The organism is Halobacillus sp. 12SKB (assembly GCF_052941655.1).
On the sequence record NZ_JBRFWR010000001.1, the window covers coordinates 1,443,621 to 1,463,855 of the forward strand.

A 20,235-nucleotide genomic window follows, 5' to 3' on the forward strand; every position below is an offset into this window, starting at 1 on the left:
CATTCGATTCATTATATCACCGTTGGAAAAGGAGAGCTTAAAAAATGCATGGCCCATAAGACGGGCCATGCACATTAAGGTTGTTCACCATGTTCTTCTGCGTTACTTTCTCCTAGTGGGGCGTGGTGATCCGGCTGCCCTTCCAATGCAATCTTCATCAGAGGTTTGTCAGCAGGGCCTTCGACAACCGCTCCATCATAGGAAAAGCGGGAACCGTGACATGGACAATCCCACGTATGTTCTCCACTGTTCCATTCGACTTCACACCCCATATGTGTGCAGGTCGTGTCGAGGACATGCAGTTTGCCATCATCATCTCTATACGCACCGGCCCTTTCTCCTCGCCACTGGACGATCATCCCTTCTCCTTTTTTGAGAGAGTTCGGACGGTCGGCTACAAGTTCCAGTTTCCCTTCGACCAGGTGTACAGCGACGTCGAAGTTCTGGGATAAAAATTGCTTCATGCTTGGGTCTGACTTGAAGCGTGTAGGTTTGAATAGTTCGTGAAAAAGAGATTCCTCACCAAGGACATAATCACAAATCAGTTTAGCTGCGAGCGTCCCGTTCGTCATGCCCCATTTACGGAAACCTGTAGCGATGAATACGCGATCGTTGTTCCGTGTGATCGGGCCGATATACGGCACTTTATCAAGTGTGGTGAGATCTTGCGCTGACCATTGGAACAGTTTCTCTTTAATGCCGAACGTCTGGGCAGCGAATTCCTCCAGCGCATTGTAATGGAACGATGTATCCACCCCTTGGCCTGTCTTGTGACTTTCCCCGCCGATCAACAACACAGGTTTTCCATTGTATTCAGCTGTGCGGATGGAACGTTTCGGCTCATCGATCGACAAATACATCCCCTCAGGCACTTCTTTCTCAGGTTCAATAGCAAGGAGGTAGGAACGCTCGGCGTACATGCGGCTGAAATAAAACCCTTTTCCATCGTAAAAAGGAAAATGGCTGCATGAAACCAACTTCTCGCAGGCTAGCGTATGCCCATCTCCTGTTTGGATTTCAATGCGGTCCTTTTCTTTTACATCTGTGGCTTTCGTGTGTTCAAAGATCTCTCCACCCAGAGTAACGAATTCTTCAATGAGTGCAGCTAAGTATTTGAGGGGGTGGAAGCGCGCTTGATTCTTCATGCTTAGTGCTTTCGTTGCTTCCATGTCAAAAGGAAGGGCATCAATCGTGTCACCTGGAATGCCGAGCTTTTGGTAGGCCTCATACTCATTTTCCAGTTTGTGCGCGCCCTTTTTCGTAGTAGCGAAGAGGTAAGCATCTTCTTTCACCCAGTTGCAATCGATTTGATACTTATTAATCCATTCCTCCATGGACTGCAGGGCACTCATTTGGGCCTGATAATAAAGCGAAGCTTCTTCTTCACCGAAGTGTTTCATCAATTCATAGTAGATCAATCCGTGTTGAGCGGTTACTTTTGCCGTCGTATGACCTGTCGTACCATTCAACAGTTCATCCGCTTCGATCAGGGTAACTTTTTTCCCTGCTTTTGCTAAAAGGTAAGCGGTCGTAATCCCGGTGATTCCGCCACCGACAACGGCCACCTCTGTCGTTGTATCCTCTTTCATAGCTTCAAAAGTCGGCAGTGACATATTTTCTCGCCATAAAGGTTCTGGTTGAGTCCAATTCTCGTGTTGTTCCATGAGTTTCCCTCCTGAATGACTCGTTTCTTTCAGTCTTTCCCTCTATAAAGGTTTCATGTATTTTTCCATGGAAAAATTAACAACATTTAGGCTTTGTAGTATACTTGAACAAGATGGGAAGAAACGCATGAAGGTGGTAAGCAGGATGGAAGTATTCGTGGCGCGGCAGCCGATTTTGACAGTCGAGAATGATGTATATGCCTATGAACTACTGTATCGTAACAGTGAAGAAAATCGGTTCGTGCCGATGGATGGAAGTCAGGCAACTTCAGAAGTTTTGATGAACAGTTTTGTTACGATCGGCTTAGAGCGCTTGTCACACAACAAGCCGTGTTTTATCAATTTCACAGAAGATCTTCTGCTGGAACAAGTCCCTGAATACTTCAATTCTGAACAGCTGGTCGTTGAGATCCTTGAAGACGTGTCGTTCAGCCTTGACCTCATTAGAGTGTGCAGGACCTTGAAGGAAAAAGGGTATCTGATTGCTCTTGATGATGTCATTGATATCGACCGACCGTCCGTATATGAACTTCTTCATTATGTGGATATTTTAAAAGTGGATATTCGGGAAGTGACGGATGAGAATCGGACGAAAATCATTCAGTTAGGGGAAGAGTATGGGGTGACGTTGTTGGCTGAAAAAGTGGAAACCCACGAAGAGCATCAACGTTGTATAGAGGAAGGATTTTCGCTCTTTCAGGGGTTTTATTTCAGTAAGCCGGTAATCGTCAAAGGAATGGATATCCCATTTCTTTCCTCGACCTATTTTCAAATGATCAAGGAGCTTACCGCTACGGATGAAGAGATTAATATTGAAAAAGTAACGGAAATCATGGAGCAGGATCTAGCCCTCACTTATAAATTGCTGCGATTGATCAACTCCTCTCAGCAGCGGACAAAAGTACCGATTCAATCGATCAGACAAGCTGTGATGCTGTTAGGTACAGAGGGCCTGAAAAAGTGGTTATACGTATTATCGGTTGAACAAACGACTTCGGTCACCTCGACACAATCGCAGCTTGTCATAAAAACAAGTCTGGTTCGTGCCAAATTGTGTGAACAGATGGCCGTCAGAATCAGAGCGGAAAAAAAGGCGGACGGATATTTCCTGACCGGATTCATGTCGTTAATCGATGTCATTACTCAACGCCCTGCCCATGAAGTCATTGATTCATTGCCTCTGGACGAAGAGATAAAGAAAGCTTTAGAAGGGCAGCAGAATACGTATCGTCTCGTTTTGGATATGGCTGTTGCGATGGAAAAAGCGGATTTTGAGTGGTTGGAAACGCACTTGGCTGAGTGGAATTTATCTTATTCGGAAGTGTTTGAAGTATACGGCCAAGCCATCGCGTGGTCCGAACAGCTCTACCATGAACACTTTACCAATGAGGTGACAAAATAGTATAAAACCGAACCATGTATGTTATAATTTTTTAAGATGCTCTCGTAAAGAGAGCCCTTTTTTTGTGAAAAATGTTACCTAGGTAACAAAGGGGTGTTCATCATGAGTTTACTTTTTCACCATATTCAACAGTTATCGAGAAATGTGAATCAATTTTTGAATGAAGGGTTGCAGGACGAAGATATTTATATGTCTCACTGGGCGGTATTATTTCAGTTGCACAGCCATGGAGGTTCGATGACACAGGCAGAGCTTAAAGACCGCTTGAATATTGAAGCACCCCCATTATCAAGGGTCATTGCTAAACTGGAGACTCTTGGGTATATCGAAAAAAACAAGAGCACAGATCAGCGTACGAATGATATTACGTTGTCGAAAGCAGGGAGAGAACGTTATCCGATGTGGCGGCAGGCCATACAAAATACTGAAGCAAGTTTACTGGAACGGTTAGGCGAGCGAAGGGAAAGCGTATTGGAAGAGCATGTACTTACGCTCTCCCGCCTGATTGAAGAAGAAAGGGGGAGAAGGTGATGGAGAGGCAACCACGTCTATGGACGGGTAGTTTTCTTAATGTATGTGCGAGCAATTTTCTCGTATTCCTGGTCTTTTATCTTCTGTTCGTCACCATGCCGATCTATACGATGGAATCTATCGGAGTGGCCGAGGGGGAAGCAGGACTAATCATTACGGTCTTTTTATTTGCAGCCATTCTTATACGTCCACTTTCAGGACAGTGGGTGGAATCCTTTGGTCGGAAGCCTGTAGTCATTATTGCTTTGAGTATATTTTTAGGTAGTTCCTTTTTATACCTATGGTTTGACTCCTTTTCTACGCTGCTCATCATTCGCTTTATACAAGGAATCGGTTTCGGGATGGGGACGACAGCTTTAGGGGCTATTGCTGCAGATGTGATTCCGGATCAAAGAAAAGGGGAGGGACTCGGTTATTTTGCGATGTCGATGAACTTCGCAATGGTCATTGGTCCTTTCCTGGGTCTTACTTTGATTCAGAATGCAGGCTTCACCGTGATGTTCTACGTCTGTGTCGCTCTTGCCGTTTTGGCTTTGCTTACAGGACTTGTTATTCGCGTAGATGCCCTTGCCGCACCTGCAAAGAAAAGCATAGTCCCAAGCATGCACAACCTTTTAGAAAAACCTGTAATTCCAATAGCGTTAACCGGTGCCGTCATGGCGCTTGCCTACGCGGGAGTTTTATCTTTTGTTTCCGTCTATGCAAACCAGCTCGGCCTTGCGCAGGCGGCTAGTTACTTCTTCGTTATTTATGCTCTTGTGCTTCTTGTCTCCCGGCCATTTACAGGAAGGTGGTTTGATCAATATGGAGAAAATGTGATTGTCATTCCATCTATCCTTATCTTTGGTGCAGGGATGCTGATCCTGAGTTTTGCCAACACAGCTTTTGTTCTGTTGTTAGCCGGTGGGTTGATTGGGCTTGGGTGGGGCACCCTCGTTCCGAGTATGCAGACCATAGCTTTGAAAAAAGTACCGGATCGAGCAGGCTCAGCTACAGCCACTTTCTTTACGATTTTTGATATAGGAATTGGAGTAGGATCCTATGTCGTGGGAGCGATTGCTACAGGCATTGGATTTTCCTCTTTATACTTCAACAGTTCTTTTGTCGTATTCGGTGCTGTCTTCCTTTATATTCTCCTGCATGGAAGAAAGGTCCGCTCGAACGCCAAGCAGAGGATTGAATATAGTAGTTAAGAAGGAGGTCTTTTTCTCCTTCTTTTGTTACAATTAATTGAAAACGCTTACAAAGTGAAGGGGGAAGGCCGTTTTGAAAAACAAAGAGAAGCGGATAGAAACAGCAATGATTCATAATCATGAAAAAGCAGAGAAATATGATGGAAGCTTGACGACACCAATTTTTCAAACTTCTACTTTTTCTTTTTCTTCTGCAGCTGAGGGGGAACGGAGGTTTGCTGGGGAAGAGGAAGGTTACATTTATACGAGACTTGGTAACCCGACGGTACGAACTTTAGAAGAGCGTATTGCCACTCTGGAGGGCGGAGAACGGGGGCTTGCTTTCGCCTCAGGTATGGCGGCTGTATCGGCGGTTTTAATAGCACTCACAAAAGCTGGTGATCATATTTTGTGCTCAAATGGTCTTTACGGCTGTACTTATGGTTTACTGCAGATGTTTGAAGAAAAATATGCCATCACCCATGATTTTAGTTATATGGAAACAGAGGAAGATGTCAGGGAGAAGATCACTCCTGAAACCCGCTGTATCTTTATTGAAACTCCCATTAATCCGACAATGAAAATCATTGACCTGGCTATGGTGGCGCGGGTGGCGAAAGAACATGGCATCCCTGTCGTTGTCGACAACACTTTCTGCACCCCTTACCTACAACGCCCGCTGGACATTGGGTGTGATATTGTTTTGCATAGTGCCACCAAATACATTGGTGGGCACGGCGATGTCATTGCCGGCCTTGTGGTAGGAAAAAAAGAATTCATGGATGAGTTGGCCATGTCTCAACAGAAAGATATCGGTGGTGTCCTATCCCCATTTGATGCCTGGCTTTTACTGAGAGGTTTAAAGACCCTCCACGTACGTATGGACCGCCACAGCATTAACGCTTATGACCTGGCCGAAAGGCTGGAACACCATTCCAAAGTAAAACATGTGTATTATCCAGGGATGGAAGGAAATGAGCAATACAACATTGTTCAAAAACAGATGAGAACAGGGGGAGGCGTGCTTGCTTTTGAGATTGAAGGCGGTAAAAAAGAAGCACAGGAGTTCATGGACCGGCTGAAGCTGATTCAAATTGCGGTCAGCCTCGGAGATGCAGAAACACTGATCCAGCATCCGGCTACCATGACCCACGCAGTCGTCCCGGAAGAAAAGAGACAGAAGATGGGGATTACCGATACTCTCATCCGTCTATCCGCCGGCCTGGAATCTGTCGAAGATCTTTGGGAAGATCTCCATCAATCTTTGAGAGAAGTATGATACAAAACCTAGAGCCCTATGCAAAAGCGTAGGGCTCTTTTCATATTCACAAGAGAGTCTTCAACAATCGTTAGCTTATATGTGTTTATCCATCATCACATGGGGAAAAGTATTACAAGTGTGAAGAGAAATAAAAGTTCAAGCTTGCAGCATAAAAAACATAGAAGGGACGATGGAGTTATGTTGAAAAAACTGTTTGGTAACAACAAGAGTGTGGAGGAACAGATTGTTGCTCCGGTAAATGGAAAAGTGGTTTCTTTAGATGAAGTAGACGACCCTGTATTCAGCCAGCGGATGATGGGGGATGGCGTAGCTATTGAACCAACAGACGGAAAGGTAGTGAGCCCGGTATCCGGAGAAATCGTCCAACTTTTCCCTACTAATCACGCCGTAGGAATTAAAACAAAGTCAGGTGTGGAAGTTCTTGTCCACATTGGCCTTGAAACGGTTTCTATGGAAGGGGAAGGTTTTGAAGGGCATGTCACCACCGGAGATAAAGTAAATGCCGGCGATCATTTGATTACATTTGACATGGACCTTGTTAAAGAAAAAGCGAAAAGCACGATTACGCCTGTAGTCATTACAAACTATGATGATGTAGTCGAAAACTTCGATCCATCCTATAGCGACGGCGCCAACGCCGGCGAATCTACTATCGCTACACTGAAAACGAAGTAATTAAACTCACAAAGCCTGAGGTACCCTGGTACTTCAGGCTTTTTCTTAACGTATGATCCAAAAAGAGAACATGTTATAAGACGTGAATAAGATTTATCAGTGGGTTTTCAGCATTTATCGGTGGGTGGCTGGTATTTATCAGTGACTTACGGCTTTTTATCAGTGACATTCGCACATTTATCAGTGACGTCATTGATTTTATCAGTATCTGCAACCAGTCCCTAAATCCTCACCGTACGTCCGTGGAACACCTTGTCTGAAAGAATATGGATCTTTCATGGCGGAGGACGGTGGGATGTTTTATAATGAGGCAAGAAGGAAGACGGATAGGGAAGAAAAAGGAGGAGAAGCGTTATGTCTAAGCGTGATACAGAGCTGCGTGAGAAAGTGGAAACAGAAATACAAGAACATAAGCAAACCGTAGAAACGGACACGTATCGTCAAAACTACCATCACATGCCGCCAGTGGGTTTGATGAACGACCCGAATGGATTCATACAATGGAATGGGACGTACCATCTTTTTTATCAGTGGATGCCGTTCACTACAGCACATGGAGCAAAGTACTGGGGCCACTACACATCTGAAGATCTTGTGAATTGGAAGCATGAGGCTGTCGCTTTGACTCCATCTGATTGGTATGACAAGGACGGCGTTTATTCCGGCAGCGCCGTCGTTCATAATAACCAATTGCACCTTTTCTACACGGGGAACATTGAAGGGGAACATGAACCGGAGGCAGAATATCAATGCCTTGCTGTATCTCAGGATGGTATACATTTTGAGAAAAAAGGGGTCATCATTGAAACTCCAAAAGGCTATACGGGCCATTTTAGAGACCCGAAAGTATGGGGGGAGGATGACAAGTGGTACATGGTGGTGGGAGCTCAAACAGAAGACAAACAAGGGAAGGCTGTATTGTTCCGATCGACCGACCTTCATACATGGGAACACATAGGCCCCATCGCTGGGAGTAAAGAAGGGAAGCTGGGCGAGTTCGGCTACATGTGGGAGTGTCCCGATTTATTCGATCTGGATGGTGCAGACGTGCTTATGGTCTGTCCGCAGGGTCTTGAGTCTGAGGGAATGGACTATGCGAATACATATCAGAGTGGGTATTTTATCGGGCAATGGAACGAGACCGGTGAAACGTTCCAACATGGAGAATTCAGGGAGCTTGATCGAGGCTTTGAGTTTTATGCTCCTCAAACGACACAGGATGAAAAAGGAAGAAGGATACTCGTCGGCTGGATGGGGGTTCCGGAGCAATATGAACAAGCACATCCGACTGTTGAACATGGCTGGGTTCATTGCTTGACGATTCCGCGTGAATTGAAGTGGGATGGTAGAAGAATCATTCAAGCTCCCCTTCCTGAGCTAGCCGAAATGCGTGGACCAGTTTTAATGCATTCATCGATTACGATTGAAAATGATCAAAAAGCGGTGAGAGGGGTGCAAGGGAGATCGATCGAGTTGAACCTCGATTTTGAATCACTGGAAGACATGTTCGCCATCGAGCTTTTTCAGTATGCCTCTTTAAGTTACAAAGACCATGTCGTCACATTATCCAGACCCCACTTAGAAGACCGTTCCAAAACGGAGTTCCGTCGAGTGAAATTGGACGAGGAGTTGAAGAACCTTCGTTTGTTTATCGATCAGTCATCAGTTGAGGTTTTCATTAATGGAGGGAAAGAAGTATTTACTTCCAGGATTTATCCTCAAGCGGAAGAAGAACATATCCTCTTTACGTCTTTAGGATCCACAACTTTCTCCATTGAAAAATGGGACTTGAAAGGTTATGAGTATTCTTAATGGGAGTGGGGCTCGCTTTCTGAAAGCCTCATTATTGTGGTAAGATAACTTTATGTAAATTGCACGAAGGGGTCATGTCTATGAGTCAATCTTCAAAGAAAATGAAAGCAAATGAACGAAGAGAGTTCATTCTCGCTTTATTAAAGCAAAAAGGTGCTCCTGTGACAGGTAGTTCTCTGGCGGAGGAAATGAATGTGACCCGGCAAGTCATTGTCGGAGATGTATCCCTGCTGAAAGCAAAGAATGAGCCGATCGTCGCCACAAGTCAAGGGTATATGTATATGATGGATGGAAAAGAAGAACTGCCTTTTCAACGTACGATTGTATGCAAGCATCAAGGGGACGATACAGAACAGGAACTCAATATTCTGGTCGATCATGGTGTCCATGTTCAGGATGTCGTTGTTGAACATCCGATTTATGGTGATTTAACAGCCAGACTAAGAATTTCAAATCGCCGGGATGTAAAGAAATTCATTGAAAAAGTGAACAGCACCAAAGCCTCTTACTTACTCGAATTGACAGATGGCATCCATACACATACGATAGCTGCGGATAGCCAGGAAGCCTTGAACGAGGCGGAAATGGCCTTGGAAGAGGCAGGTATATTGATGACGAAATAACAGGGATATCTAGAAAAGAGATAGGCATTCTGAAAAGGAAGGCTTATCTCTTTTTACTTTTTTTAATTATAAGGACGACATGACAGGCATGTCGTAATCAACGAACAGAGGGAATATGATATATTTATATCATGATTTCTTGTTAGAAAAAGGAAGGTGGCCACGTTGAACATCCTGCCGATTTTTGTGAGTATCATTCTTACCTTGAACGTGTTGCTTGCTTTAGCCATCATCTTCCTTGAGCGAAGAGATGCCAGTGCAACATGGGCGTGGTTGATGGTTTTACTATTTATCCCTGTCGCAGGTTTCTTTCTTTATTTGATCTTCGGACGCCGGCTCAGCAATAAAGAAATATTCACCTGGGACAAAAAAAGTCGTCTTGGACTTCTTGCCGCGGTCCAGGAGCAATTGACAGCCATCAAGAATAACGACTTAAAAGTCCAACATGAAGATATCATTCCATATGAAGATTTAATTTATATGCATCTGAAAAACAATGATGCGCTATTATCGCAAAATAACCAGGTTGAAATCTTTACAGATGGGCAAAAGAAGTTTCATGCACTTATTGAAGATCTTGAAAAAGCAGAGAATCATATTCACTTGCTTTATTATATTTTAAGAGACGATAACCTGGGGCACCGGCTTGCAGATGTATTGAAAAGAAAAGCGAGGGAAGGTGTGGAAGTCAAACTCCTGTATGATGACATGGGTTCAAGATTGTTGAAGCGTTCATATAAGCGGAGCTTGAAAGAAGCTGGCGTTCAAGTCGAGTCGTTTTTCCCTTCCTTTATCCCTAAAGTAAATATGAAGATCAACTACCGGAACCATAGAAAGCTTGCGATTATTGACGGTGAAATCGGCTATATTGGAGGCTTCAACATCGGTGACGAGTATTTGGGCTTTAATAAAAGGTTTGGCTATTGGCGGGACACTCATTTACGCGTGGAAGGAGAAGCGGTGAACAACATGCAGACACGCTTCATCCTGGATTGGAACCATGCTTCACGCAGAGATATCGTCTATGAGCAGAGATATTACCAGGCCAAATCAAAAGGAGATGTCGGCATGCAGATCGTCTCCAGTGGTCCTGATTCGGAATGGGAACAAATCAAGCATGGCTATTTGAAAATGATCCTGTCCGCTAAAGAGTATGTGTACATTCAAACCCCGTACTTCATCCCTGATGACAGCTTGCTTGATGCGCTTCGCGTAGCGGTCCTGTCAGGAGTGGACGTGCGTATCATGATTCCTAATAAACCGGACCATCCGTTCGTGTACTGGGCAACATTTTCAAACATTGGAGATATGTTAAAAGCAGGTGCCAGCATTTATGTGTACCAAAAAGGTTTCTTACATGCCAAAACCATTGTCGTTGATGGCAAAATTGCTTCTGTAGGTACCGCCAATATTGATGTGCGAAGCTTCCGGCTGAACTTTGAAGTGAACGCCTTTTTGTATCATCCAGAAGTCGCGCAGTCATTAGCCGATCGTTTCCATGAGGACATTGCAGAGTCGACAGAGCTGACATTCAAACTCTACCAATCCAGAACAAAATGGATCCGCTTCAAAGAAGCCATCTCAAGGCTATTATCACCAATCCTATAAATATTTTACTCTTCAAGATTATAGAAGACCCAGTTTCGAGGCGTTTTCGGGGTTCGTTGCTTAGTTTAGCGCCAGGGGTGGTTGGGAAGCCACTCGCTTTCCTGTGGGGGAGCGCCGAGCTTCCTCGGGCTACGCCCTGCGGGATCTCGCCTATCTCCTTCTCCCACGGGAGTCTCGCAGCTTCCCAACCACCCCTTTCTATGTAAGGGAGAAACGAACCCCTATAATTCAGAAAGAATGTTATCTACAGCTCCTGTGCTATACGCAAAAAGCGTTCTATATCAAGTAGCTGAAATCTAATTAACTATTCCATGTGTTCAAACAAACACCTCCATTTAAGTTGGAAGTAGGTTGTCTTAGAAGTGGCTTCGAGACACTGATATGGCAAAAGGGGCGGAGGGGAATGGCGAGACTCCTGCGGGAACAGAGTGCTTGGTGAGACCCCGCAAGGCGATAGCCTGAGGAGGCTCAACGCGCTCCCGCGGAAAGCGAGCTATTCCACGGAGCCCCCATCCACTCAACAAAAGTCTCGAAATTGAGCCTTACACAATCCCGCCATATTTAAATAGATTAAAAAGCCCTGCGCGTATGGCGCAGGGCTTTTTGAGAGAGGTTGTTTTGGTTATTGGTTTTCCTTTGTAACACGAGAAAGGCTGAAGGGAATTCTTTAATCTAATAGCTATTTGGAGGGGGGATCGATCGTATCTATTGGATGTCGAATCCCCATCAGCGTTTCCACTTTACAATCTTTCTTCATCACGTATTCTTCATATCTGTTCAATTATTGAGAGGTTAGCGTGATTTGGACGGTGGTTGGTTGGCCGTCACGGTAAACTTCAAGCTTGGCTGTATCTCCGTCTTGTGCTTGGTTGTAGAGATACTGTCGCAAGCTGATGAGTGACTCGATTTCATTGCCGTCGATGGCGGTGATCACATCGTATTTTTCGAGTCCTGCTTCATCAGCAGGCGAGCCTTTTTCGACGCCTTGGACGAGGACGCCTTCAGTAACATCTTCTGGCAACCCTAGTTCACGTTGTAACACAGGGTTAGGGATTTGGTTCAAGTCTTGCAGGGAAACTCCCATGTAAGGACGTTCAACTTCGCCGTTTGTCTCTAAGTCTTTGATGACAGGTTTAGCAACGTCCATTGGGATAGAGAAGCCAATTCCTTCAACTTCTGCTTTTGCAATTTTCATAGAGTTGATTCCAATGACTTCGCCTTGCAGATTGATGAGCGCACCTCCACTGTTACCTGGGTTGATGGCTGCATCGGTTTGAAGGACTTCGGTCTGCCAATCTGGTTGTTGATCACCGTTAATATCGACTGGAATATTACGGTTCAATCCACTGACAATTCCTTTCGTCACGGATCCTGCGAACTCCATGCCCAACGGGTTACCGATGGCAATGGCTGTTTGCCCGACCTCTACGTCACTGGCTTTACCTAATTCAGCAACCTTTTGCACATGTTCGCTATCTATTTGTAAAACGGCCAGGTCTGTTAAAGGGTCACTACCTTTTAGTTCGGCTTTCACTTTTGTTCCATCACTCAGAATAACTTCAAGTTCGGAAGCATTTTCGATGACGTGATGGTTGGTGGCAACAAAAGCTTTTCCGCCTTCTTCCTTATAAATGACCCCGGAACCTGTACCGGCTTTTTTAGCGCCTTGTCCTGTATTCTGGACATTACTAATACCGACAACCGCTTCGGAAGCTTCGTTGACTGCTTGAGTCACTTCCTCCTGGTTTTTCCCGAGATTCAGTTCATTGGCTTGTGCTGTCGGCTTTTCTGTATTGATATCTATAGAAATGCCCTGCCACTGAAAAACGGTCGTGACTAGAAAAACAGCTGCAATGGCTCCTAAAACACTGAAAGCTAAACCGGAACGTTTGTATTGTTTCTTATCCTTTCGTTTCTGCTCATCAAACATTAGAGAAACGACGCCCCTTTCAATAAGATTCGCTGTTAATCTTTGGTGTTTCCCTCTGACAATTTTTATTCTACGACAGAGTTATGGAATGACTTTGGTGTAATTGTGGAAAAAGTGTGTAATGTAGGAGTAATCCCTGAAAATATGAGAGAATAAAGCAAAAACAGATGTGGATAGAGGAGGAGACCATCTATGAATCAGATGATTGGACTTGTAGAAGATGATCCGAATATTCGAGATATTGTAGAAGGTTATTTAAATAAAGAAGGATACCAGGTTATAGCTGTCGATACGGCAGAAAAGGCTTGGGACATTTTTCAGGAACAGACCCCTGACCTTTGGGTGCTGGACATCATGCTCCCTGGAATGGATGGCTATGAGTTTTGTAAAAAAATACGTCAGACTTCAGAAGTTCCGATTATTATTATATCAGCTAAAGATGAAGAGGTAGATAAAATCCTGGGTCTGGAACTGGGTGGGGACGATTACTTAACCAAACCTTTCAGCCCAAGAGAGTTAGTCGCAAGGGCTAAGCGTCACTTGAAGCGTTGGCAGGCTATGAAATCCAGTGCAGATGAAGGCGGGGATACCATCGTAGCTGGTGAGCTTGAGTTGAATGATGCGGAGAGACAAGCTTACTTCCAGGGTGAAGAGATTGAAGTGACAACGAAAGAATTCGAAATGCTGAAGATCTTAGCTTCTCAGGAGAATCGCGCCTTTGCCCGTGAAGAACTGTTAATTAAAGTATGGGGAGAAGATTATTACGGAAGTGACCGCGCGGTGGACGATCTGATCAAACGATTACGGAAAAAGATGAAGGACCTGCCGATTGAAACGGTTTGGGGACATGGATATCGATTGAAGGAGAAGCGTCCATGAAGCTTTTGTATCAATTGAATGCCGCTTTTGCAACGTTAATCATAGTCATCATGTCCATCACCGCATTTTTTATCTATTCTCTACTGATGGACATGCTCATTCAGGATGAACAGCGCCAGCTTGAAGGGAGAGCGGATCTTCTTGTGGACATTATCAATGATCAAGATCCTGAGCGGAGCCCAGAACTCTCCCAACTATTGCAGGATCGAAATTACCCGATCGTATTATTCGATCGGGAGAACGACGAGATTTTGTTCCGTACGATGCCTGCCGTCGTTGCTTATGCCTGGGTGGAGCGTTATGAAGAGGAACTCATCGATCAGGAAGTTTGGGAAACGATGGGAGAAAAATACGTGGCTTATGATTTTCCTGTGAGCAAAGACGAGAATCAGATCCTCGTCATGGCGACCCCTCTGAATGACTTACAGGCGGTCCAGTCCGTTTTTGCTTCACGGATGATTGTGGTATTCCTCATTGGTTTATTCCTTGCGATCATTGTGAGTTATGTGTTGACCTGGCGTCTCGTCACCCCTCTTACCAAACTGAAAGAAGAAGTGAAGAAAATCGAAAAGCGTCAGTTTTCTGATGTGAAAAAAGTACACGCTTCCGGTGAGATTGGTGAAGTAGAGCAAAGTCTCAGGCACATGGCTGCAGAGCTTTCCAGATACATACACTCCCAAAAGCAGTTCTTTCAAAATGCCTCCCATGAACTTAAGACGCCTTTGATGTCGATTCAAGGGTACGCCGAGGGGATCAGGGATGGAGTGTTTGAAGGAGAAGCGGCAGAAAAGGGTTTGAATGTGATGGTGAGCGAGACGGAGCGTTTGAAAAAGATCGTCAATGAAATGATTCTGCTGGCCAAGCTTGACAGCAGCGAAGACGTGTATAACCCTGAGGGAACGGAGATCTCTGAAGTGATTAGTCAGGCGAGGGATCGGTTGTATCCACTGGCAAAGGAAAAAGGAATTGAACTAAGAACGGAAGATATCCATTCTTATCATACATTCGTTGACAGGGAAAGAGTGCTCCAGGCGATGATCAATATTTTAAGCAATGCGGTCCGACATGCGGAAAGTACAGTAACCGTGACAACGGAAAGAGAAAAGGATCTTTATAGCGTGAAAGTCATCGATGATGGTCCTGGCATTCCAGAAGAGCTTCTGCCTCAACTTTTCGAACGTTTTATAAAAGGAAAAGAAGGGGAAACAGGGCTTGGGCTTGCCATATCCAGAGCAATCATTGAACGGAGTGGCGGGGAGATCCACGCCCACAACCGGAAAGACACGCCGGGCGCAGTTTTTGAAATTGTATTCAGTCAAAAAGAGTGAGATATACCAAACATGGTATAATAGAAGGCAGAGAACGATTCCATATGGAAGTGAGGAAAAATACAATGGAAGCAAAACCTTGTATCGATTCATTAACGGTAAAAAGTTCACACGTTTTACCTCCGGATACCAATAGTCATGGTACGTTATTCGGTGGAAAGCTGATGGCACATATTGATGATGTAGCAGCGATTGCAGCTGTAAGGCACGCCAGAAAGCCGGTCGTAACGGCGTCTACAGATTCCGTCGATTTCCTGCAGCCGGTTTTTGAGGGAGACACCATTTGTCTCGAGGCGTTCGTAACATGGACTCACAATACGTCCATGGAAGTGTTCGTCAAAGCAACGACTGAAAACCTTTTGACTGGAGAAAGAAAGGTTTGTACGACGGCTTTCTTATCCATGGTAGCTGTGGACGAAAAGAACGAACCTTCACCTGTGCCAGGGGTCTACCCTGAATCAGATGAAGAAAAGTGGCTGCATGAGAATGCGCAGAAGCGTCATGAACACAGAAAAAACAGAAGAAAAGAATCCAAGGAACTTGCGGAGAAGTTTGGTACCAGCCTTCCTTGGAAACGCGATTGCTAAAAAAGCTTGGCTGCCGTTATAGGCAGCCAAGCTTTTCTTTATTTGAGCCGAACGAGCTCAGGTTGGCGCATCTCTTCTTCAGCACGCGTCGTCGTACAGAGGGAGTCCCAATCGTGGGCTGCTCCGTCTCTCATTGTAATGATACGATCAGCAATGGCTCTAGAGTCTTCACGGTCGTGAGTGACGAAAATAGAGGTCGTACCTGTTTGTTTAATGATTTCTTTCAATTCACTTCTAATTTTGATTTGAAGGTCTGCATCCAAATTACTGAACGGTTCATCCAAAAGCAGAAGGGAAGGCTCAGGTGCAAGGGAACGGGCAAGAGCGATTCGCTGCTGCTGGCCGCCACTTAATTCGTGAGGGTATCTCTTGGCATAGCTGCTCATGTTCACCAATTCAAGCACTTCGTGTACGCGGTTCTTTCTATCTTTTCTCTTCCAATGCTTTAATCCAAATTGAACATTTTCGTAAACCGTCATGTGGGGGAACAGGGCATAATCTTGAAAGACCATGCCAATCCCTCTTTTTTCAGGAAGGACAAAAGTCCGTTCATCAGTCATGGTCTCGCTTCCGATTTTTATGGTTCCCTTGGAGGGCGTCTCAAGACCACACAAAAGGCGAAGCACGGTACTTTTTCCACTGCCACTTTCACCAAGAATGGAGATGATTTCTCCTTGTTCAATATCCAGGTTGAAATGGTGGATCGTCAAATTTTTAGCGTTTTTATAACCGAAACAGAGATCTTTGATTTGAACGTACATATCAATTCGACTCCTTTTCTAAAACTTGATGAAAAACAAAAACGGCAATGGCGCTGATGACAACGATAATGATGGAGGCGAGAGCAGCCTCATGAATTTGTTCATCACTCGCGTATTTAAAGGCATTCGTGGAAAGTGTTCCAAAGTTAAAAGGCCTTAATATTAAGGTGAGCGGCAATTCTTTAATGATTTCAATAAAAGCGAGCAGAAACCCGCTGATGAGCGGGGCTTTGATCATTTTTAAATCGACTTTGAAAAAGGTACGCGTCATGTTCATGCCGAGCATCCTTGAAGCTTCCGTGTACTTATTTCCGATTTTATCAAAACCTGATTCGATGGAATTGTACCCGATCGCAAGGAAGCGGATGATGTAGGCAGATATTAAGATGACCAAACTCGTACTCAGGAATAGGCGGCTTTCCAAACCAGTAGATTCGTAAAAGCTTGAAAGACCACTATCCAAACCAATAAAGACGGTACTGATTCCGACCGCGATAACCGCTCCCGGAATGGAATATCCTAAGATCGTCACTTTTGCTGCCGACTTTGATAAAGCGCTCTGATGCATCCTGGAAAAGTTAGCGATGATCACAGCAAACAAGACAATCAGTAAGGCACCAACGAAAGAGACAAGAAGTGAATTCCATATGAGTGTTGTAAATTCGGGTGATGCGATTTTTTCAAAAGTCAATAACATCCAGTCGACGAGTTGCACGAATGGAATGAGGAATCCTAATAAGAAAATAAACAAACAGTATCCAAAAGCTCCCCATGCCTTCCAACCTCGTAGCTGGGTAGGGTGGAGGGGGCGGGCTTTAGCCGTTGTCGATGCATATTTTTTACGTCCACGGAGCACCTTTTCCAAAGTAAGAATGGCAAACACAATAAACATAAGCGTCGCCGATAGTTTGATGGCTGAATTGAGATCATTCATCCCGAACCATGTTTGAAAGATCGCTGTACTGAACGTCGGTACACCGAAATATTGAACCACTCCATAGTCATTTAACACTTCCAAAAGCACAAGACTCACACCTCCGACAATCGCTCCACGCGATATAGGGAGGACCACTCTGAAAAAGATATCTACCGGAGAGCGGCCGAGGAGCCTGGCATTTTCAATGAGTGATGCGGACTGGTTAGCTAGAAATGCTCTTGTAATCGTGTATACATAGGGAAAGAGAAAGAGCGTGAATATAAAGACGGCCCCCGGCAAGTTGAGAATATTGAAATAGACTTGATCCACCTCAATGTCCCAGTTGTTCCTTAATGTCGTTTGAATGACGCCTGTATAGTTCAAAATCCCATTGTATGTGTATCCCGCAATATAAGGGGGGATGGCCAGTGGCAGAATCAGCCCCCATTTAAAGAACTTTTTCATAGGAAACTCATAGGCTGACACGATCCATGCTAAACTCGTACCGATGATGATGGTTAAAAATCCTGTGAAAACAATAAGCAATCCGGTATTTTTTAATAAATCCGGCAAGATGTATTCCTGGATGTGATTCCAGTTTTCAGCCTTTTGTGTAAAGAAGTTGAAGAGGATCGTCATGTTAGGAATGAGAATCAAAATGACAATCGCCAGGCTGAGGATCGACCAAATATTCATGTACCCAGGAAGCTTACGTAACAAATTCAAGCGTGACACGTCCTTTATCCTACCAATCGCTCAGCCTTGAATGAAAAAAGCCGGAAAACTTTCTTCATTCAAGGTTGAGTCCGCTTTAATGATAACAGTTCTCAACTGTTTTGTATAGAAAAAACCGCATCATGGAAGGCATGATGCGGTGAGAGGGCTTATTATTTCCAGCCGACTTCATTCATGATTTGAATCGCACGATCGTTGTTCTCGCCAAGTTCATTCAGACGAATGTCCTGCTCTTTGAACTCACCCCAGCTTTGCAGAAGCTCAGAAGGCTCTACATTAGGGTTGACCGGGTATTCATAGTTTGCTTCAGCAAATTGTTTTTGTGCTTCCTCTTTAGAAAGGAACTCAATGAACTTCTTCGCGTTTTCCGTGTTTTGGCTACTTGCTGTCACACCAACACCACTGATGTTTACGTGAGTACCTGTTGTATCCTGGTTCGGGAACATGATTTCTAGCTGTTCCGCAACTTTAACTTCTTCTTCATCTTCAGAATTCAACATTTTACCCATGTAGTAGGTATTCATAACGGCTACATCACCTTCACCGGCAGCTACAGCTTTTGCCTGGTCGCGGTCTCCGCCTTGGGGGTCACGGGCCATGTTGTCCACAATGCCTTGTGCCCATTCTTTCGCAGCTTCTTCACCTTCAGTAGCAATCATAGAAGCGACAAGGGACTGGTTGTAAATGTTGGAAGATGAACGGATCAAGACTTTGTCCTGGAACTCATCTTTTGTTAGATCCATATAAGTTTGAACGTCTTCTTCATTTACACGTTCTTTGTGATAAGCAATGACACGAGCGCGTTTCGTCAAACCGAACCAGTTATTGTCTTCATCACGGAATTTCTCCGGAATGTTTTCACTTAGTACATCACTTTCAATCGGCTGCAGAAGCTCTTGGGATTTCGCACGGTGCAGACGACCAGCATCCGCTGTAATCAGAAGGTCAGCTTCAGAAGCTTCGCCCTCACGGTCAAGACGTGCAATCAACTCATCGTCTTTTCCTTCAATGACGTTGACTTTGATTCCTGTTTCTTCCTCGAACTTGTCGTAAAGCTCTTGGTCAGTGTCATAGTGACGGCCTGTGTAAAGGTTAACCTCTCCACCCGTTTCTTCTGACGCGTTTTCTTCGCTGTTTTCTTCTGTGTTCGTTGTTTCTTCTTCATTTGATTCCGTTGTTTCTTCCTGATCGTCTCCGCCGCAAGCTGCGAGAACGAACATAGAAAGGATAAGGATGAAGCTCATTAAAAACCATTTGTTGTTTCTCATGTTCTTTCCACCTCTTATGTATAATTTTATCAACCATTGATAATGATTTTCATTCCAGATTCAATTTTAATAGATTCAGCATAGAAGTCAAGTGAATATTGAGAATTTTTTTCATTTAGGTTATTAAGTGGTTCTAATTCTCTATTACACTATATGGCAGGATTGTTGCAGACTCAGTTTCGAGATATTTGCGGGGTTCGTTGCTGTGTTGAGCGTCGGGGGTGGCTGGGAAGCTACTCGCTTTCCTGTGGGGGAGTGCCGAGCTTCCTCGGGCTACGCCCTTCGGGATCTCGCCGATTTCCTTTCTCCCACGGGAGTCTCGCAGCTTCCCAACCACCCCATTCGATGAAGGGGATAACGAACTCCTTTGCCAAGTTGGATGACCTTACACTATTTCACTGTTAGAGTTAAAGCGCTCTGGATCAAGCTTTTACGTGCTGTGGAGGTGTTCTAATTATCCACTTTCCATAATCATACGACCTAACCTTTTAAGCGTGGTTTCGAGAATCTTCGATGGCAAAGGGGCGGAGGGAAACGGTGAGACTCCTATTTTTAAGTGTGGAGGCGCCTTGGTTAGCGGCGTATGGACTGGACTGAGCTGGCGGAGATAAAGGAAACACGGAGAGCGTAGCGATTCGATGTTGACTTATCGTACAGAAGCGAGGGAAGTCTCACTAGCCGCTAGGCGTCGGAACCGGATAACTAAAAGGACGTGTGGGACAGGTGAGACCCCGGAAGGCGTAGCCTGAGGAGGCTCACCGCCCGCCCCATGGAAAGTGTTCAAATGCGGAATCGTCCTGGTAGACACGACTGGCATAAGCAGAGCAGCAACGGAATGTGTTTTTCATTCCTTTGCTGTTCTGCTTATGACGCGAGTGTCTGGACGATAGAGCAAGACGAACCTTTTCCCGCAGCCCCTAAGCTCCCACGAACTTCTCGAAACTGAGGCTTCAACTAAAGGGAGCGTTAGCGAAGTAGGGGATTGCATGATATAGGAAGTAGAGGGCAGAGGAGCACATGTGGTAAAATAGTCGAGTTCTTGTAGTTGTGTGTTTGTTTGTA

Annotated in this window: 16 protein-coding genes; 11 read left to right on the forward strand and 5 right to left on the reverse strand. The window is 44.8% G+C overall.

The genetic code is table 11. The annotated features are described in order from the left end of the window. Positions 1-74: 74 nt before the first annotated feature. Positions 75-1,664, reverse strand: a complete 1,590-nt coding sequence (locus ACQ4XT_RS07095; RefSeq protein ID WP_446853067.1) for an FAD-dependent oxidoreductase — start codon at positions 1,662-1,664, stop codon at positions 75-77. 145 nt (positions 1,665-1,809) lie between these two features. Here ACQ4XT_RS07095 and ACQ4XT_RS07100 point away from each other — a divergent pair, with 145 nt between their 5' ends. The 8 genes from ACQ4XT_RS07100 (at position 1,810) to cls (ending at position 10,769) form a co-directional block, all read left to right on the forward strand. After that, complete coding sequence (locus ACQ4XT_RS07100) at positions 1,810-3,066, forward strand: EAL and HDOD domain-containing protein (RefSeq protein WP_446853068.1); 1,257 nt, start codon at positions 1,810-1,812, stop codon at positions 3,064-3,066. Positions 3,067-3,168: 102 nt separating this feature from the next. Beyond that, positions 3,169-3,597, forward strand: a complete 429-nt coding sequence (locus ACQ4XT_RS07105) for a MarR family winged helix-turn-helix transcriptional regulator (RefSeq protein WP_446853069.1) — start codon at positions 3,169-3,171, stop codon at positions 3,595-3,597. Continuing rightward, positions 3,597-4,790 (forward strand): MFS transporter, encoded by a 1,194-nt coding sequence (locus ACQ4XT_RS07110; RefSeq protein ID WP_446853070.1) that lies wholly within the window; start codon positions 3,597-3,599, stop codon positions 4,788-4,790. Before ACQ4XT_RS07105 ends, ACQ4XT_RS07110 begins: the two co-directional genes overlap by 1 nt. 73 nt (positions 4,791-4,863) lie before the next feature. Then, complete coding sequence (gene megL, locus ACQ4XT_RS07115; protein ID WP_446853071.1) at positions 4,864-6,048, forward strand: methionine gamma-lyase; 1,185 nt, start codon at positions 4,864-4,866, stop codon at positions 6,046-6,048. 180 nt (positions 6,049-6,228) lie between these two features. Further along, positions 6,229-6,726: a PTS sugar transporter subunit IIA gene (locus ACQ4XT_RS07120; protein ID WP_446853072.1), complete on the forward strand. Its 498-nt coding sequence runs from the start codon at positions 6,229-6,231 to the stop codon at positions 6,724-6,726. Positions 6,727-7,080: 354 nt separating this feature from the next. After that, the gene (locus ACQ4XT_RS07125; protein ID WP_446853073.1) at positions 7,081-8,538 is read left to right on the forward strand and encodes a glycoside hydrolase family 32 protein; all 1,458 of its coding nucleotides are present in this window, start codon (positions 7,081-7,083) and stop codon (positions 8,536-8,538) included. A gap of 80 nt (positions 8,539-8,618) precedes the next feature. Next, a complete protein-coding gene (locus ACQ4XT_RS07130; RefSeq protein ID WP_446853074.1) occupies positions 8,619-9,161 on the forward strand; it encodes a transcription repressor NadR in 543 nt (180 codons plus the stop codon). A gap of 165 nt (positions 9,162-9,326) precedes the next feature. Then, entirely contained in the window at positions 9,327-10,769 is a 1,443-nt protein-coding gene (cls, locus tag ACQ4XT_RS07135; protein WP_446855610.1) for a cardiolipin synthase, read from the forward strand. Positions 10,770-11,550: 781 nt separating this feature from the next. On the opposite strand, the gene ACQ4XT_RS07140 is transcribed toward cls, so the two are convergent. Further along, a complete protein-coding gene (locus ACQ4XT_RS07140) occupies positions 11,551-12,699 on the reverse strand; it encodes a S1C family serine protease (RefSeq protein ID WP_446853075.1) in 1,149 nt (382 codons plus the stop codon). Positions 12,700-12,891: 192 nt separating this feature from the next. On the opposite strand from ACQ4XT_RS07140, the gene ACQ4XT_RS07145 reads away from it, so the two are divergent. From ACQ4XT_RS07145 to ACQ4XT_RS07155, 3 genes are all read left to right on the forward strand, one after another. Next, entirely contained in the window at positions 12,892-13,578 is a 687-nt protein-coding gene (locus ACQ4XT_RS07145) for a response regulator transcription factor (RefSeq protein ID WP_446853076.1), read from the forward strand. Next, positions 13,539-14,906 carry a sensor histidine kinase gene (locus tag ACQ4XT_RS07150; RefSeq protein ID WP_446853077.1) on the forward strand — a complete coding sequence of 456 codons (1,368 nt, stop codon included), beginning with the start codon at positions 13,539-13,541 and terminating at the stop codon, positions 14,904-14,906. The genes ACQ4XT_RS07145 and ACQ4XT_RS07150 overlap by 40 nt, the downstream gene beginning before the upstream one ends. A gap of 65 nt (positions 14,907-14,971) precedes the next feature. Then, complete coding sequence (locus tag ACQ4XT_RS07155; RefSeq protein ID WP_089653695.1) at positions 14,972-15,493, forward strand: acyl-CoA thioesterase; 522 nt, start codon at positions 14,972-14,974, stop codon at positions 15,491-15,493. Between the two features lie 38 nt (positions 15,494-15,531). On the opposite strand, the gene ACQ4XT_RS07160 is transcribed toward ACQ4XT_RS07155, so the two are convergent. The 3 genes from ACQ4XT_RS07160 to ACQ4XT_RS07170 all read right to left on the reverse strand — a co-directional run bounded on the left by ACQ4XT_RS07160 (position 15,532) and on the right by ACQ4XT_RS07170 (position 19,173). Beyond that, complete coding sequence (locus ACQ4XT_RS07160; protein WP_446853078.1) at positions 15,532-16,254, reverse strand: ABC transporter ATP-binding protein; 723 nt, start codon at positions 16,252-16,254, stop codon at positions 15,532-15,534. A gap of 1 nt (position 16,255) precedes the next feature. Further along, on the reverse strand, positions 16,256-17,866 hold the full coding sequence (locus ACQ4XT_RS07165) for an ABC transporter permease (RefSeq protein WP_446855612.1): 1,611 nt from the start codon (positions 17,864-17,866) through the stop codon (positions 16,256-16,258). A 191-nt stretch (positions 17,867-18,057) separates the two neighbouring features. Continuing rightward, positions 18,058-19,173 carry a Fe(3+) ABC transporter substrate-binding protein gene (locus tag ACQ4XT_RS07170; protein WP_446853079.1) on the reverse strand — a complete coding sequence of 372 codons (1,116 nt, stop codon included), beginning with the start codon at positions 19,171-19,173 and terminating at the stop codon, positions 18,058-18,060. Positions 19,174-20,235 lie beyond the last annotated feature (1,062 nt).